This is a genomic window from Flavobacterium piscinae (genome assembly GCF_004122145.1).
GTDB lineage: Bacteria > Bacteroidota > Bacteroidia > Flavobacteriales > Flavobacteriaceae > Flavobacterium > Flavobacterium piscinae.
Genome location: NZ_SBKQ01000003.1, coordinates 146,767 through 163,245 on the forward strand (window position 1 = coordinate 146,767; position 16,479 = coordinate 163,245).

The window sequence follows — 16,479 nt, forward strand, 5'->3', positions numbered from 1 at the left end:
TTGATTATTGGTTAATAGTTAATCCAACAAAGAATTGTTGACCAATTGCACCTGCACCTAATACTTGAATATACTCTTGTCCTCCTAGATTAGTTGCTCCCACTTTCACTATTGTTTTTAATTTAGGAATAGCATAGTTAATTTGTGCATCGATAACGGTAGCTTCTTCTATTATACCATCAACAAAAGTGGATTGCCATAAATATTCTGAATTCCATCTTGCACTAACGTTAAATCCAAAGTTTTTGAACAATTTATCATTACTTAACGATCCTTTTACTCTATGTTTTGGTGTGTTAAATCCGGCTTCAAAACTTGGATCTAAAGCTTGGTCAAAGCTAAACTCAGCATAGTTGTAATTAGCTCCAATTTCAAAATCTTTGTAGATTTTAGTGGAAAGGCCTAAACCAAAACCTAATGATTTAATTTCGATGTCAGTGTTTGTATATAATTGATAAGCTCTGATATTTCCTGTTTGAATAGCGTGTAGAGTTTGGAAACCTAAATCGGTTGGACCTGCAGCAGGATTAGGAGAATCTTGTGCTATTCCATATAAAGGAGCAACAACGTTAAGATTACCAATAAAGTCATTATAAATATTATAGTATCCATTAATGTCGTATGAGAAATTTTCAAACTGACCTCTGTAGCCCAATTCAAAAGCTTTTACCGTTTCTGGTTTTACTAGATCTACATTTGTTCTTCTTAATAATGCTGAAGCTGCAACAGGGTCTGAACCAGCTAAAGCTGCAAATGCCTGAACAGAGGTAGCAGTATAGGAATTGTAATAGGCGTTTTGTCCAGTTAACACAACAGAGTTACCTCCAGCGAAAAATTGTCCCTCAGCTGTTGTTACAGGTAACGTTTCTCTGTAACGATCTAAATTATCCGGTGCAGAACCGATTAAAACTGCATTCCCTACATTAAACCCAATGTATTGATCTTGTGTAGTTGGGTTACGGAAACCGGTTTGAAATGAAGCTCTAAAGTTGTGGTTTTTTCTTTCATCCGGTGAAAAAACCAAAGATACTCTAGGAGAAAAATTGCCGTCGAAATTTTGGCTTTTATCATAGCGAACCGAACCTGTGAATTTGAATTTATCTTTTAAAAATTTCTTTTGAACTTGAGTATAAACACCATATTCTTCGTAATCTATCGGTCCAAATTCAGGTGTATCCGTATAAATTCTTCCAAAAGAATTCAAATCATAAATTCTATACGAACCTCCTATTTGAATTTCAGCAAATTTTAAAAGGTCTCTAAAGTTATAATTAGCGTCTGCATGATAAATTTTTGAATTATCCACTAACTTAGAACCAGTTAAAACATCTGGATCAGCAATCACCTGATTGAATGCATTAATAAACTCAGGCGTTCCCGGTAAAAATCTTCCTGTATCGGCAACATTTCTTGCTGAAGCATGAGCTTGAGCAGGTGTAGCTCCAGCTAGGGTAGATTGCACATAAGCCCCAGCATACTGACCAAACCAAGTAGAATCGGGTTTCCATCTTCTGTTTACATTTACCGCAGTAAATTCCATATCATAGGAGTTACCTCCATCTTCAGAGGTTACATATCCTCTAGCAAAGAAATTTTTACCTATTACTTCTATTTTGTGCTGTTGCATTTCAAAACCGTTTAAGTAATATCTATTTGCACCTTGATAAACTGTATTTCCGAATCCAAATTTACTTTGCCATATAAATTCTATCTCTTTTGCCCACTCTGTACTTCCGGTAGCCCAAGGTTTAAAGTGTAAAGAAAAATCAATTTTTGCATTTCTAACTTTATTATCAGTAATATCAACTTCGTTATATCCAGTTCTAGAAACATTTACGTTTGGCAATACTGCATTGAAAACAGTAAATTGAGCTGGTGTAATTGCACCTGCATTAAGCAATCCTGAAGCTACACTTCTAATATTAGTGGAAACCACATCACCATATACATTAATACCATTATAGTTTGGATCTGTTCTATCAGCCCCAATTTTATTTACCAAATCTTTATCTCTATAATCTGTAGCAAACCAATCTGTTCCGCTCATAAAAGTGAAATTTGCTTTGGCTGCAAAATGAGGTGTAAATGCTTTGGCTGCTCTAACTCCGTAATCATAATACAAGTTATTTCCTGCTGCTTCTTGGCTGGTTTGTCCAACCTTGGCATAAGCACTTATTCCTTGGTGAGTAAATGGACTCTTGCTGGTCATGAACAAAATACCATTAAAAGCATTTGCCCCATATAATGCAGAAGATGCACCCGGTAATAATTCAACACTAGCTACATCGATTTCAGATACTCCAATTAAATTTCCTAATACAAAATTTAATAATGGAGATGAGTTGTCCATTCCGTCAACCAATTGCATAAAACGTGTGTTAGCAACAGTTGCAAAACCCCTAGTATTGATAGATTTAAATGACATACTACTAGTATTCATGTGTACCTCTTTAAGGTTTTCTAGACCATCATAAAAAGTAACGGATGCCGATTTTTTTATATCTCTAACACTCATTCTTTCAATTGTAACCGGAGACTCCCTTACCCTTTCCGGTGCTCTTGATGCTGATACTACAATTTCATCAAGTCTTGTTTCTTCCTCAGCCAAAACGGCACTGATTTTTTGGTTATTAGACTTAATTTCTTCTCTTTTGGTTGCAAAACCAATTGAAGAAATCTCTATTGTAAAAGGTGGTTTTTTTTGTGTGGTTAAGGTAAAATTTCCGTCAAAATCGGTTGTTGTACCTATATCTTCGCCAACAATTTTGATGTTAGCCCCCGGAATTGGCTGATTTGTATTATCAGCAACTGATCCCTTAATTGTTGTTTGAGCAAGAGAAATGCTACAAAAAAACAATGTGAGAAGAATTAATTTCAATTTCATAAAGTTAGAGTTTTTGTTAGTTTACGTTACCAAAGTACAAATATTTTTGAAATTAATAAAAAAAGTGACATAATTTATAACTTTTATCATTTAAAATATTTCATTTTTAAACATTTCGTAACACAAATCATTGAATTATTTTTAAGAATTTGAAGAATTTAACATTATTTACTATGCGTTCATATAAATTTTTAAGCTTTAGTTAACAATTTAGCAACTTTATTGAAAAAATAAAAAAAATAAAAAAGCGAACATAAAAATGTTCGCTTCAAGATATAATTGTAGAAATTAAATTTATTCAACCGTAACTGATTTGGCTAAATTTCTTGGTTGGTCTACATTACAACCTCTCATTACTGCAATGTGATAGGAAAGTAATTGTAATGGTATGGTTGTCAATAAAGGTGAAAGAGCATCTGATGTTTCAGGGATCTCTATCACATGGTCTGCTAATTCTCTTACTTGTGTATCTCCTTTGGTTACGACCGCAATTATTTTTCCACTTCTGGATTTAATTTCTTGAATGTTACTCACTACTTTATCATAGTGACCCATTTTTGGTGCAATTACAACCACAGGCATCGATTCATCAATTAAAGCAATTGGTCCGTGCTTCATTTCTGCCGCAGGATATCCTTCTGCATGAATATAGGAAATTTCTTTTAATTTCAAAGCCCCTTCTAATGCTACAGGGAAATTATACCCTCTTCCTAAATACAAACAGTTCGGAGAGTCTTTGTAAATTCCTGCAATTTCTTTAGCAATATCATTTGTTTCAAGAGCTTCTTCTACTTTTTCCGGAATCATTTCCAATTCTAATAAATAACGATGGTAATCAGAATTTGACATGGTTCCTTTTGCTTTTGCCAAACGTAAAGCAATAAGGGTTAAAACCGTAATTTGTGTTGTAAATGCTTTTGTGGATGCCACTCCGATTTCCGGACCGGCATGTGTGTAGGCTCCTGCATCCGTTTCTCTTGAAATGGACGAACCAACCACGTTACAAACGCCAAAAACAAAAGCTCCGTTTTCTTTAGCTAATTTGATAGCAGCCAAAGTATCAGCTGTTTCTCCTGATTGAGAAATAGCGACAACAATATCTTTTTTATTGATAATTGGGTTTCTATATCTGAATTCAGATGCATATTCTACTTCTACCGGAATTCTGGCAAATTCCTCAAAAATGTATTCTGCGACCAATCCGGCATGCCATGAAGTTCCACAAGCAACGATAATGATACGTTCCGCATTTAGGAATTTTTCCAAATTATCTTCCACTCCTGCCATTTGAATAATACCTTTGTTTGAAAGTAATCTTCCGCGATAGGTATCTTTAATTACGTTGGGTTGCTCATAGATTTCTTTCAACATGAAATGATCGTAGCCGCCTTTTTCAATTTGTTCTAAGTTCATTTTTAACTCTTGAACATAAGGATCTACTAAAGTGTCGTCTTTAATTTTGCGTACTTTAATAGGTTTGTGTAAACGAACAATTGCCATTTCTTCATCTTCCAAATAGATCGCATTGGAGGTATATTCAATAAATGGAGAAGCATCGGAAGCTACAAAAAATTCGCCTTCGCCAATTCCAATAGCAAGAGGACTTCCTAATCTAGCTACTACTATTTCGTCAGGTTTATTTTTGTCAAAAACAGCAATAGCATAAGCTCCAACAACTTGGTTTAAGGCAACTTGAACGGCTTTTCCGAGTTTTAAATTTTCATTTTTCTGAACGTCTTCAATTAAATTAACTAAAACTTCGGTGTCAGTATCAGAATGAAATACATAACCTCGTTTCATTAACTCCTTTTTTAAAGGTTCATAATTTTCTATGATACCATTATGAATTATTGCAATGTTACCTGAATTTGATAAATGAGGATGTGAATTCACATCATTTGGTACTCCATGCGTAGCCCAACGCGTGTGACCCATTCCAATAGACCCAAAGAAATTATTATCTTTTGATGACACTTCTTCTAAGTCTGTTACTTTTCCTTTGGTTTTTGAAACCTTGAGGTCTTTGCCATCATGTAGCATGATTCCGGCACTGTCATAACCTCTGTACTCTAAACGCTTAAGTCCTTTTATAACAATTGAATAAGCGTCACGTTTTCCAATATATCCAACAATTCCACACATAATTTTAACTATTTAGTCAGGTTTAGTATAGTAAATTTCTAATTTTAATCTTTTTTCCAAAGGTACAGAAGATTTACTTCCGTACAACACCGTCCCCAAAGGATTCATAATAGAAGCAATAGGTACGTCGCTTATACCACTTGTCGTTGAGTTTTTTAATTTATAATTTCCAACATTTGCAATGTCTTCCGTTACAACTAAACCTAACTGTACGTTAGTAGAATCTGGGTTTTTTAATAAATTTGAAATATGATTTGTTATTCTAATTTTGTACATAACTCCCTTTTCATCTTCTATTCTGATTATACCATCATGGACAGATTTACCAAATTTAGGTTTACTAGCATTCACAGTAAAATCGTTTACATAATCTATTAGTGCTCTTTTATTTTTCAAATCATATAAATATATTCTTCTTGGTTCATTATTATCTCCCATAATATCACGATCGATTCTGAAAGTTAAATTAGCTTCATTAATCAACCATCTATTAGAACGATATTCCTCTAACTCGGCCGATTCGCCATTTTCATCACGGTTAAATAAATTAATTACAGCCATAGAACCAGGTCCTCCATGCATATATAACCGTTCATCTCCTTGAGTCGTGTTAGTAGAATTTAATATATTCGTATAATTGGTTGTTCTATCTTGATCTATCAAACTGACTGTATTTCCACTTAAATTAATATCTAATATTTTATTTGTTCTTTCAACTACATTTGTTCCGTTAACATTTGTCTCTTTATCTTCCTTATATTTTATGCTTAATTTTCCTCCGGCAAAATTAAGCATTGCTAAACCATTACCATTTGGTTCTACGTCTGAAGCTTCAACTTTAAAATACAAACCTCGAAAATAATCTTTAAATACGTTATTGTTGATTAGCTTGTTTTGATTGTAGCCCCCAATAATTTTCTTTTGAAAAAAGTCTTTATTCAAATTTAGATAAATTCCGGGTGCTAATTTGGTTGTTTGAAACTCACCTTCTTCATCGACATTAATGACACTAATTTCAGAATTATCAAAAAAGAATTGATCATTTTCGGCAATATCTAATGCATTATTCAATCGTTCTCCACCTAGTATAGAAGTCCCATCAGCTGATGCCCCTCTTTTATTATTTTCGAAGTCAACTAATTGATCAGAATAATATTTTTGTGCTTCTGTAAACTGAGTGTTTGGATCAAAATCCCTAAGAAAGTATCCGTTTTCAAAAACACTTAATTTTAATTTTGATGTTCCATAAACTGAATCAATTGTGTAACTAGTAATACCTTCATCATCAGTTATACCTTTATTACTGAAATATGGAATATAAAGTGTTACCTCCTCTATCATTGGAGGATTGTTAATCATAGTAAATGCTGGAACAGTTGTAGGAAGAGACAACTGGGTCACAAAATGAGCCGTAGTTCTACCAAATGCCGTGTTATGATAAATCCCTAAAGGATTAACCGTTAAATTATTGGTTTGTACAGCTCCTAAATCTTGGTTAAAAGCAATTACGGTAGCGTTTTGATCTTTTATTCCAAATTGAAAGTGATCATCGCCAATCACATTACCCCCTATTGTATTAAACTCCTTGTCACATGAAAAAAGTGATAAAAAAAGTACTGCAATAGAAGTATATTGAATTATTTTTTTTGAAATCATTTGTAATAAATAAAATTTAAAGAACCTTGTTTTTATAGAAATTAGTATAATGTTCTGGATATTCCTCTTTCGGGATGAAAGGTAAAAAAGGTTTTCCTGAAGCTTCTATAAATTTTGTTAAACTTGAAGATAAATTTTCAGAGGCAATTATCACAGCATCAGAATTTTCTACCGAAGCTTTAATCAAATTTTCATAATTTGGTAGTTCTAATACCGAAACTGATTCATGAGGAACTCCATCAAATTTAATTTTATTAATCAGTTCCATGTCTAAGTTACCTTCAAAAGTTTGGGCGTAAACGGATGTCACAATTTTCGTGTCCGAAAAAAGAGCTTCGTCTTTGTAGTAATGTTTCATGTAAATAGGCAATAATGAAGCTAACCAACCGTGTACATGAATAATATCCGGAACCCAATTTAATTTTTTTACTGTTTCAACCACTCCTTTGGCAAAAAAGATAGCTCTTTCGTCATTATCTGCGTATAATTTTCCGTCTTCATCAGTAAAAGTTGCTTTCCGTTTAAAATACTCATCATTGTCAATAAAATAAACCTGAATTCTTTCTTTAGGAATGGAAGCAACTTTAATAATCAAAGGCATATCTAAATCATTCACCACCAAATTCATTCCAGACAACCTGATTACCTCATGCAATTGATGTCTTCTCTCATTAATATTTCCATATCTTGGCATGAAAATTCGTATTTGACCACCCAAATCATTGACCATTTTGGGAACATCATACGACATGATTGACACTTCATTTTCTGCTAAATAAGGCACTACCTCAGATGATACATACAATATCCTCTTATCCTCCATACGTTTTGAACTTTATCGTTTAGGTTTTTAAAGCATGCAAAATTACAAAATTTTATGCAGATATTTAAGTAAAATAGTAAGTTTGCACCGAAACAAATAAAAAATATATGCTCATTTTCAACAAACAAACCGATCTTAAAGCCTATTTATTTCCTTTTTTGGCTTCAAAAACCACCATCGGATTTGTACCTACTATGGGAGCACTGCACGACGGACACCTGTCGTTACTCAGAAAAGCACTACAAGAAAATGAAATCGTTGTGATGAGTATATTTGTAAATCCTACGCAATTTAACAATGCCGAAGATCTAGAAAAATATCCCCGCACACTAGAAAGAGATGTAAAGAAAATTGCAACAATAAGCAATAAAATAATAGTTTTTGCTCCATCTGTTGATGATATTTACGAGGGAAATACTGTTTCAGAATCGTTTGATTATGATGGTTTAGAACATCAAATGGAAGGTAAACACCGACCGGGACATTTTGACGGAGTTGGAACAATTGTAAAACGATTATTTGAAATCGTTCAACCTACCAATTCCTATTTCGGCGAAAAAGATTTTCAACAATTACAGATTATCAAAAAATTAGTTCAGAAATATAAAATACCGGTAAATGTCATTGGTTGTCCAATCCATCGTGAAAAAAACGGTTTAGCCATGAGTTCACGAAACGAACGTTTATCAGTCACAGAAAAAGAAGAAGCCGCATTGATTTTCAAAACATTAACCGCTTCTAAAAAAATGTTTGGCACGAAATCTGCTAATGAAGTTTCGAATTTTGTTAAAAAAACATTTGAAAATTATCCGAAATTCTCATTGGAATATTTTCAAATTGCCGATGAAGCCACGTTAAAACCTTGTTTACGCAGATCGAAAAACAAAAAATACCGTGCTTTTATTGCTGTTTTTGTTAACAACATTCGATTGATTGATACTATTTCATTAAATTAATTACCTTTGCACCATGCAAATTCAAGTTGTAAAATCCAAGATTCACCGTGTTAAGGTGACTGGAGCAGATTTAAATTACATCGGTAGTATTACTATCGACGAGGCCCTCATGGAAGCTTCCAATCTTGTGGAAGGTGAAAAAGTTGCTATCGTGAACATAAACAATGGCGAACGATTAGAAACCTATGTAATTAAGGGAAATCGCAATAGCGGCGAAATTACTTTGAATGGTCCGGCCGCAAGAAAAGTGCAAAAAGGAGATATTATAATCATTATAGCCTACGGAATTCTTGATTTTGAGGAAGCAAAAACTTTCAAACCAGCCTTGGTTTTTCCTAATGAAAACGATAATTCGTTGACCTAATCCCTTGAAACAAAAAATCGGCAAATGGCTTTCAATTCTTCTCCCAATTTTATTGGGATTGGCATTAGTTATTTATACTTACAATAAATTTACTCCGGAACAATTAGAAGAAATTAAACTGCAATTTAAAAATGCAGATTATTTCTATATTTATATCTCGTTGCTAATTAGTGCAGTGGCTTTGTGGTCAAGAGGTTATCGATGGAGATACACCTTGGAACATTTGGGTTATAAACCAAAAATTTCTACAAATGTAATGGCTGTTTGCATTGGCTATTTCATCAACATGTCGATTCCGCGTTCTGGCGAAGTTTCTAGGGCTTTGATTCTAAAAAAATATGAGGATGTTCCGTTTGATAAAGCCTTCGGTACCATCATTGCTGAAAGAGTAGTCGATACTTTTTTTCTATTATCATTTATTGGATTAGCTTTTTTTCTGGAATTTGATGTTTTAAAAGCATTTGTTTTAGATAAAATTCCATTCCAAAAATTAATGTTTATTATAGGAATTGGTGTGACTTTATTGATAAGTGTTATTTTGATGTTTCGCTATTCTAAGTTTAAATTAATCCAAACTATAAAACAAAAAATTTCCGGTTTATTGGATGGTGTTTTCAGCATCTGGCAAATGGAGAAAAAATGGGCTTTCCTATTTCACTCATTACTGATTTGGGCCAGTTATTTTTTTATGTTTTACATTACCATTTTTGCCCTACCCGAAACAAGTGACTTGACTTTAAGTACTGTTGTCATTTCTTTTATAGTGGGTGGACTTGCCATCACATTAACCAATTCCGGTTTTGGAGCCTATCCGTTTTTGATGGCAGAAATTCTTTTATTGTATAATGTTCCTGAAACAGCCGGAACCGCGTTTGGTTGGTTGGTATGGACTTCGCAAACACTTATGGTTGTCCTTTTAGGTACTCTTTCATTTTTATTGCTTCCCATTTTAAACAAAAACAAATAATTTACTATCTTGCTTTCGAAAAAATTGAAGTGAATCACTTCATTTCCAAAACCGAAAACAGATGAAATTAGTTCAAATTATTGCCGTTTTATTTTTTGCATTGAGTGGTTATGCTCAAAAAACAGTAGAAACCTTTTCTTCTCAAAAACTAGGTGGAGATCGCGACATTTATATAACGCTTCCTCCTTCATACGAAAAAGATAATAATCAAAAATTTCCGTTGTTGTTGGTTTTGGATGGTGAATATTTATTCGAGCCATTTCAAGGTGCTTTAAAATTTGGAAATTATTGGGATGATTTACCTGAAGTGATTTTAGTGGGGATTTCTCAAAACAAACAAGAAGAACGATACGCAGATAGTGAGTATGATGAAGAAAGTGGCTTACCCATTGAAACAGGTGCTAATTTTTTTGATTTTATCGGTACAGAATTAATGCCTTATTTACAAAAAACCTATCGAGTTGCTCCTTTTAAAATTATTGCCGGACATGACACTACCGCTGGTTTTATAAACTTCTTTTTATATAAAGATAATCCCATATTTGATGCATTTATTTCATTAAGCCCAGAACTAGCTTTAGATATGGAAAACCGTATTCCGGAACGATTAAATGCCATTGCAAAACCAATCTATTATTATCAATCTACTGCAGATGGTGATTTGAAAAAAATTCAAAAACAAACAAAAGAATTAGATGAAAAAGTAAAAGTTATTCAAAAAGAAACGTTGAATTATAAATTTGATGAATTCATTGGTGCTTCACATTACTCACTCGTTCTACATTCTATACCAAATGCTTTATATCAATTTTTTGCCGTTTATCAGCCGATAACAACCAATGAATTCAACGATAAAATTGTAAAGTTAGAATACGGTTATGTTGAGTATTTAAAAGAAAAATATAACACCTTAGAAAAAACACTTAACATTCAAATGCCCATTCGTTTAAATGATTTTAGAGCAATAGAAGCCGCTATTGTCAAGAATAAAATGTATAATGAATTCGATGAATTAGCCATTTTGGCAGACAAACATTATGGAAAATCAATGTTGTCGGATTATTATATGGCTCAAATGTATGAACGCAAAGAAGATTATAAAAGAGCTCAGAAAAAATACTTAAGTGCTTTTCAGAAGGAACCAATTGGTGAATTGACCAAAGATATGATGTATGACAAATCGGAAGAAATGAAGCAATTAATGAACTAAATGGCTAAAATTAAAACCTCCTTTTTTTGTCAAAATTGCGGCTCACAATATTCTAAGTGGCAAGGTCAATGTAACGCTTGCAAAGAATGGAACACTATCGTTGAAGAAGTAATTCAAAAAGAAGAAAAAACCAGTTGGAAGCCCACTTCTGAAGTAAAAAAAACTCCAAAACCCCTTCGTATTAAAGATATTGATTCCACTCAAGAAATTCGTCTGGATACTTCAGACGGCGAATTGAATCGAGTGCTTGGTGGCGGATTAGTGCCCGGCTCTTTGACTCTTTTGGGCGGCGAACCAGGTATTGGAAAAAGTACGCTTTTATTACAAATTGCTTTAAAATTACCTTATAAAACCTTATATGTTTCCGGAGAAGAAAGCCAGAAACAAATCAAAATGCGTGCGGAGCGAATTGAAAACCGATTTGAAAACTGTTTTATTCTTACGGAAACTAAAACACAAAACATCTTCAAACAAATTCAGGAAATGGAACCGGAGATAGTCATCATCGATTCCATTCAAACCTTACATACCGATTATATTGAATCGACTGCCGGAAGTATTTCGCAAATCCGCGAATGTACCGCAGAACTCATCAAATTTGCCAAAGAAACGAATGTCCCAGTGCTTTTGATTGGTCACATTACGAAAGACGGAACCATTGCCGGTCCAAAAATTTTAGAACACATGGTGGATACCGTTCTGCAATTCGAAGGCGACCGCAATCACGTGTACCGAATTTTACGTTCACTCAAAAACCGTTTTGGTTCTACCGCCGAAATCGGCATTTATGAAATGCAAGGTTCCGGTTTGCGTGAAGTCGCCAATCCATCCGAAATACTGATTTCGCATAAAAACGAAGAACTGTCCGGAACTGCCATCGCTTCTACGTTAGAAGGTATGCGACCGCTGATGATAGAGATTCAAGCGTTAGTCAGCACCGCAGTTTATGGTACACCTCAACGCAGTACGACAGGATACAATGCCAAACGGCTCAATATGATTTTGGCGGTTTTAGAAAAACGAGCCGGATTTCGTTTGGGAGCAAAAGACGTTTTTTTGAATGTGACCGGCGGAATTTCTGTCGATGATCCGGCGATTGATTTAGCTGTAGTTGCTGCCATTCTATCCTCCAATGAAGACATTCCGGTGGGGAAAGATTTTTGCTTTGCCGGAGAAGTAGGTTTAGCCGGAGAAATTCGTCCCGTGAACCGTGTGGAACAACGTATTTTGGAAGCGGAAAAATTAGGTTTTTCGACCATCTTTGTTTCGAAATACAATAAAATTTCGTTGAAAGAAACCTTGATTCAAGTGAAATTAGTGGCGAAGATTGAAGATGTGGTAAGCGAACTATTTGGCTAAAAAATATCTTTTGAAAGCATATCAGGAAACGAAAGGATACCAAAGTTTGATAAATTTAAAATTATGGAAATTAAACTAATTAAAGAACAGTTTTCAAATGAAAAGATATTCAATAAAATCATTCCTAAAATAATTGAATGGGATAATTCTGATTTACATGGAAGAGGATTGTATAAAAAGATGGAAAAGTATGCGTATATTGAGTTAAAAATATCTGTCAATATTAAAGAATCATTTGTTTCAACTATTGAATGGAATGAGGACTTAATCCCATTAGAATTTTCAGAAACCGTAATAGATGTATTAAACTTTTTTATTTCATTAGTAAAAGTTTTGAAAAATGAAGACATGTACTTCAAAGTTGAAATGATTGATGGAGGCTACAGCCCTGTTGATTCTACCAATAAATTATATGAAATAGCAACTATTTTTGCAATTCTTGATTGTTTTGATAGTTCAGATAGAATTATCACAAAACTAGACATAGAAAGAATTGAAAAAATCAAAAAAGTGTATTCTAAGTTCCCAAAAAATAGTAACCCTTAAGTATATAAAATACTATGACAACAATTGAGAAACAAATCGAAATAAAAAATAAAATAATCGAAGGTCTCGAAAAAACGTATGAAAAATTACTTGTTTTTAAAAAGCAGAAGCAATCATATTTAGTTGTGATACGTAAAGACAAAATCGTAAAAATTAAACCTTAGTTATTTGGCTAAGAAATGACTTTTGAAAGCATATCAAGAAATCATTCAATGGGTGAATAGTTTTCACGAACAAGGTGAAACGATTCATGTTGCCGAATTTTTAATTACAGAATACAACTTAAACCATCCCAATTTCAAAGGTTTTGAGTTGAGAGAAAAAGCCAAACCTGATTTTATTTTAATGACTACCGAAGGAATTTTGGGTGGTCCGCAAATCATTCGAATTCCGGAAAATACATTTGAATTTCCTTTAAATCTGATGCTGAATTTATTGGCACACGAAATGATTCATGTGCAACAAAAAGCAATAGAAACACTTGTAGAAGATAAAAACGAACGCGAATGGCAAGCCTACTACGAAAATTTATTTCATAAACAATTTCCTCAAATTCCGGAACTTTCTGATTTCCATAAAAAAGCATTTGCAAGTAAAGCATTGGACTATTATAACCGAATGGAAGTTGGTTCGGAATTGCAGAAAAAATATGTTGAACAAAAAGTAAAGGTCGAAATGTTATTGAGCACGCTTATTTAAATTTTCTCAAAAACTCCTCCTTATAACCCACAGAAATCTCAATCTCTGTTTCATCAAAAAGCATCACATAACCACCCAATGATTTGTGATAGGATTTCACATAATTCAAATTGATGATGTGCGATTTGTGCACCCTCATAAACGGAAAATCCAATAGTTCATCAAAGTGTTTCAAAAAACGGCAGACCATTTTTTTTGAACCATCGGCTAAATGAATATCCGTAAAGTTGCCATTGCCTCGCAAACGGACGATCTCTTCCATTTTCACCACTTCAAAACCTTCTAAGGTGGGCAGAATGACTTGTTGCTTTTCAATTTTTGGTTCCCTAAAATTTTGAACAATGATTTGATTTCGGTTGAATAATTCCTGTTTCATCAATTGTTGCTGTACTTTGTTGACGGCCAAAATCAATTCTTCAATGCTGATGGGTTTCAGCAAATAATACGCCGCACTTTGGTTCAACGCTTTCAACGAATATTCGGAAAAAGCAGTGACAAAAATCGTTTCAAAATGCAAATCTTTGCAGCCTTCCAACACATCAAACGCATTGCCAAACGGCATTTCTACATCCAAAAAAACCAATTGTGGTTGTAGTTCGTGCAACAACGGAATCGCTTCCCGACTGTTTTGTGCTTCGCGAATGATTTGAATTTGAGGACAATATTTGGCCAAGTAATTTTTCAACGCTTCGCGAGCCGCCGATTCATCCTCAACAATGACACTTTTTATTTTTTGAAAATCGTTCATACCACTTTGGTGGTTTTAGAAAAATAAAGTGTGACCAACGTTCCGTTTCCGTCTGAACCGGAAGAAATCGTATAAGAAATCTGTTGATGATACAAATCATTTAGTAAATTAATTCGTTCCTCCACATTGTTTAATCCTCTGGATTCGTGCACTTTTTGGTTTTGCGTTTTCAATTCTTTGTTTTTTTCAACACCTATGCCGTTATCTTCAATCGAAACTTTGATTAATTGATTTTCTTCCGTAAAGGTCACTTTCAGTTTTCCTTTTGTTTCTCTGTACCGCAAACCATGCCATATGGCGTTTTCCAAATGGGGTTGAATCAACATATTCGGAACTAAAATCGCATCGGTATCCAGCTTTTCATCCACCTTAATTTCATACTTAAATTTGTCTTGAAAACGTAAATGTTCTAAATCTAAATACTTCTTTATCTGCTCTAATTCATTGGCTAGCGAAATAAAATCTTTGTTCGAGGTTTCCATCATATTCCGCATCAAATTAGAATAGGAAGTCAAGTATTTATTGGCTTCCAACTCATTATTTTGAGCAATAAATTGGTTCACACTATTCAAACTATTGAAAATAAAATGCGGATTCATTTCTCTTCGCAACGATTGCAACGCAATTTTTTTATTCTTTTTTTTGATGGAAAACAACGCTTTTGCAATTAATCCCAATAAAATCAGCATCAAAATCACCGAACCAATCAAGACGTAATTGAATTTATTTTTCTTCGTAATCAACTCATCTTTTAACGCTCGTTCTTTCTCCAATTGCTTTATTTTTTCTTCCGTAACTTGAAAAATCTTCGCATCCACCAACGAACTGTCTGCTTGAATCATGCGGTCAAAATCATTTAGAAATTGATCATATAACTCAATTGCTTTTGCTTGATTGCCTTTTTCTCGATAATAATCTGACAGAGCCAACATTGCTTTTTTGGCATCAAAAGTACGTCCGTTTTTTAACGCCAAATTATAGGTTTCTTCTAATAAAACAATCGCATCGTCTTGGTTTTCATTTTTAAAATACAAATCGGCCAACGTTTGCTGTTGCTCAATTTGTTGCGAAACACTTCCGATTTTTTCCGCTTCCGAAATGGTGTTTTTTGTAATTTCAATCGCTTTATCCAAGTTGTTTTCCGAAGCATAGACTTTTGAAATTTCACTTTTTAATTTCAACACTTCTTCCGGTTTATCTTTGGAAACAGCAATGGCTTTTTCATAATTTTCAATCGCCATTTCTTTATTTTCCGATTTTAAATCAACTACCGCTTTTTGTTTATAGGCTTCAGCTGCATCATCCAATTTCCCATTATTTTCTAAAATTTTGATATTCGAATCTAAATATTCGGCTTGCACTTTCGGACTTTTGTTTTGCAATCGGCTCGCGTCATTCGAGTTCACACGTGAATAACCCACATCAACCGCTTCTTCACTCGCTGATTGATAACTAACAATCGCTTCTTTCACCTTATTCTGCTTCTCTTGCATTTGAGCAATCGAACGTGTTGTACTCGCTATTTTGTCTTTATTTTTTTGCTTTTGATAAATTGGTAAAGCTCGTTTCAGATAATCTTCTGCTTTGGCATAATCCCCTTTTTTATCTAATTCATTCGCCAATTCTACATATTTATCTGCGGTGGCTTCCGGATTACTTTTAGACAACGTTTGTTCCACTTCCTTAGCTTTTTTGCTCACAGAAGTTTTACCCGATTTCGTTTTAGTGCTGTCTTGAGCCACCATCACCAAAGGGAAAAGCAAAGCAAACAGTATTATTTTCAGTCGATTATACATCTCATTTATATTATAGTGTAAAGTACGAAAATTAATTCGGGTTTAAAAAACGATTTCACCAAGTCAGAAATGGGTTTCACCAAGTCGCCCAAAGTTGGGTTGTTCATCTTGGTAATTTTATCAAAAAATCAACGCAAAATCTTTTTCACAGATGATGTAATGAGCCACTGATTCGCTGATTTTTTAGCATATCATCACAAAATAATCTGTGAATCAGCGGCAAATAATTAACTGTGTTGAATACATAAAAAAAATAACAAGCCGCAGATTCGCAGATTATTTATTGTAAATGCCATTTAACTACATAGAAACACAGGAAAATATAGTCC

13 protein-coding genes are annotated in these 16,479 nt (G+C 33.8%); 7 read left to right on the top strand and 6 right to left on the bottom strand.

The annotated features are described in order from the left end of the window. Positions 1-4: 4 nt before the first annotated feature. The 4 genes from EQG68_RS03615 to EQG68_RS03630 form a co-directional block, all read right to left on the bottom strand. Positions 5-2,884, bottom strand: a complete 2,880-nt coding sequence (locus EQG68_RS03615) for a TonB-dependent receptor domain-containing protein (RefSeq protein WP_129463420.1) — start codon at positions 2,882-2,884, stop codon at positions 5-7. A gap of 294 nt (positions 2,885-3,178) precedes the next feature. Beyond that, the gene (gene glmS / locus EQG68_RS03620; protein WP_129463421.1) at positions 3,179-5,026 is read right to left on the bottom strand and encodes a glutamine--fructose-6-phosphate transaminase (isomerizing); all 1,848 of its coding nucleotides are present in this window, start codon (positions 5,024-5,026) and stop codon (positions 3,179-3,181) included. 12 nt (positions 5,027-5,038) lie between these two features. After that, entirely contained in the window at positions 5,039-6,682 is a 1,644-nt protein-coding gene (locus tag EQG68_RS03625) for a DUF4270 domain-containing protein (protein ID WP_129463422.1), read from the bottom strand. 16 nt (positions 6,683-6,698) lie between these two features. After that, a complete protein-coding gene (locus tag EQG68_RS03630) occupies positions 6,699-7,505 on the bottom strand; it encodes a glycogen/starch synthase (protein ID WP_129463423.1) in 807 nt (268 codons plus the stop codon). 107 nt (positions 7,506-7,612) lie between these two features. Here EQG68_RS03630 and panC point away from each other — a divergent pair, with 107 nt between their 5' ends. The 7 genes from panC to EQG68_RS03665 all read left to right on the top strand — a co-directional run bounded on the left by panC (position 7,613) and on the right by EQG68_RS03665 (position 13,606). Next, entirely contained in the window at positions 7,613-8,461 is an 849-nt protein-coding gene (gene panC, locus EQG68_RS03635) for a pantoate--beta-alanine ligase (RefSeq protein WP_129463424.1), read from the top strand. Between the two features lie 13 nt (positions 8,462-8,474). After that, a complete protein-coding gene (gene panD, locus EQG68_RS03640; RefSeq protein WP_129463425.1) occupies positions 8,475-8,825 on the top strand; it encodes an aspartate 1-decarboxylase in 351 nt (116 codons plus the stop codon). A gap of 4 nt (positions 8,826-8,829) precedes the next feature. After that, positions 8,830-9,792, top strand: a complete 963-nt coding sequence (locus tag EQG68_RS03645; protein WP_129463426.1) for a lysylphosphatidylglycerol synthase transmembrane domain-containing protein — start codon at positions 8,830-8,832, stop codon at positions 9,790-9,792. A gap of 61 nt (positions 9,793-9,853) precedes the next feature. Further along, positions 9,854-11,002 (top strand): alpha/beta hydrolase, encoded by a 1,149-nt coding sequence (locus EQG68_RS03650; RefSeq protein WP_129463427.1) that lies wholly within the window; start codon positions 9,854-9,856, stop codon positions 11,000-11,002. Continuing rightward, positions 11,003-12,361 carry a DNA repair protein RadA gene (radA, locus tag EQG68_RS03655; RefSeq protein ID WP_129463428.1) on the top strand — a complete coding sequence of 453 codons (1,359 nt, stop codon included), beginning with the start codon at positions 11,003-11,005 and terminating at the stop codon, positions 12,359-12,361. 63 nt (positions 12,362-12,424) lie between these two features. Then, positions 12,425-12,907 (top strand): hypothetical protein, encoded by a 483-nt coding sequence (locus EQG68_RS03660; protein WP_129463429.1) that lies wholly within the window; start codon positions 12,425-12,427, stop codon positions 12,905-12,907. A gap of 186 nt (positions 12,908-13,093) precedes the next feature. Then, the gene (locus tag EQG68_RS03665) at positions 13,094-13,606 is read left to right on the top strand and encodes a hypothetical protein (RefSeq protein WP_129463430.1); all 513 of its coding nucleotides are present in this window, start codon (positions 13,094-13,096) and stop codon (positions 13,604-13,606) included. Here EQG68_RS03665 and EQG68_RS03670 read toward each other — a convergent pair. Together EQG68_RS03670 and EQG68_RS03675 are read right to left on the bottom strand one after the other, a co-directional pair. Continuing rightward, positions 13,599-14,354 carry a LytR/AlgR family response regulator transcription factor gene (locus tag EQG68_RS03670; protein ID WP_129463431.1) on the bottom strand — a complete coding sequence of 252 codons (756 nt, stop codon included), beginning with the start codon at positions 14,352-14,354 and terminating at the stop codon, positions 13,599-13,601. The two genes, EQG68_RS03665 and EQG68_RS03670, sit on opposite strands and share 8 nt — an antisense overlap. Then, a complete protein-coding gene (locus EQG68_RS03675) occupies positions 14,351-16,150 on the bottom strand; it encodes a tetratricopeptide repeat-containing sensor histidine kinase (RefSeq protein ID WP_129463432.1) in 1,800 nt (599 codons plus the stop codon). Before EQG68_RS03675 ends, EQG68_RS03670 begins: the two co-directional genes overlap by 4 nt. Between the last annotated feature and the right edge of the window lie 329 nt (positions 16,151-16,479).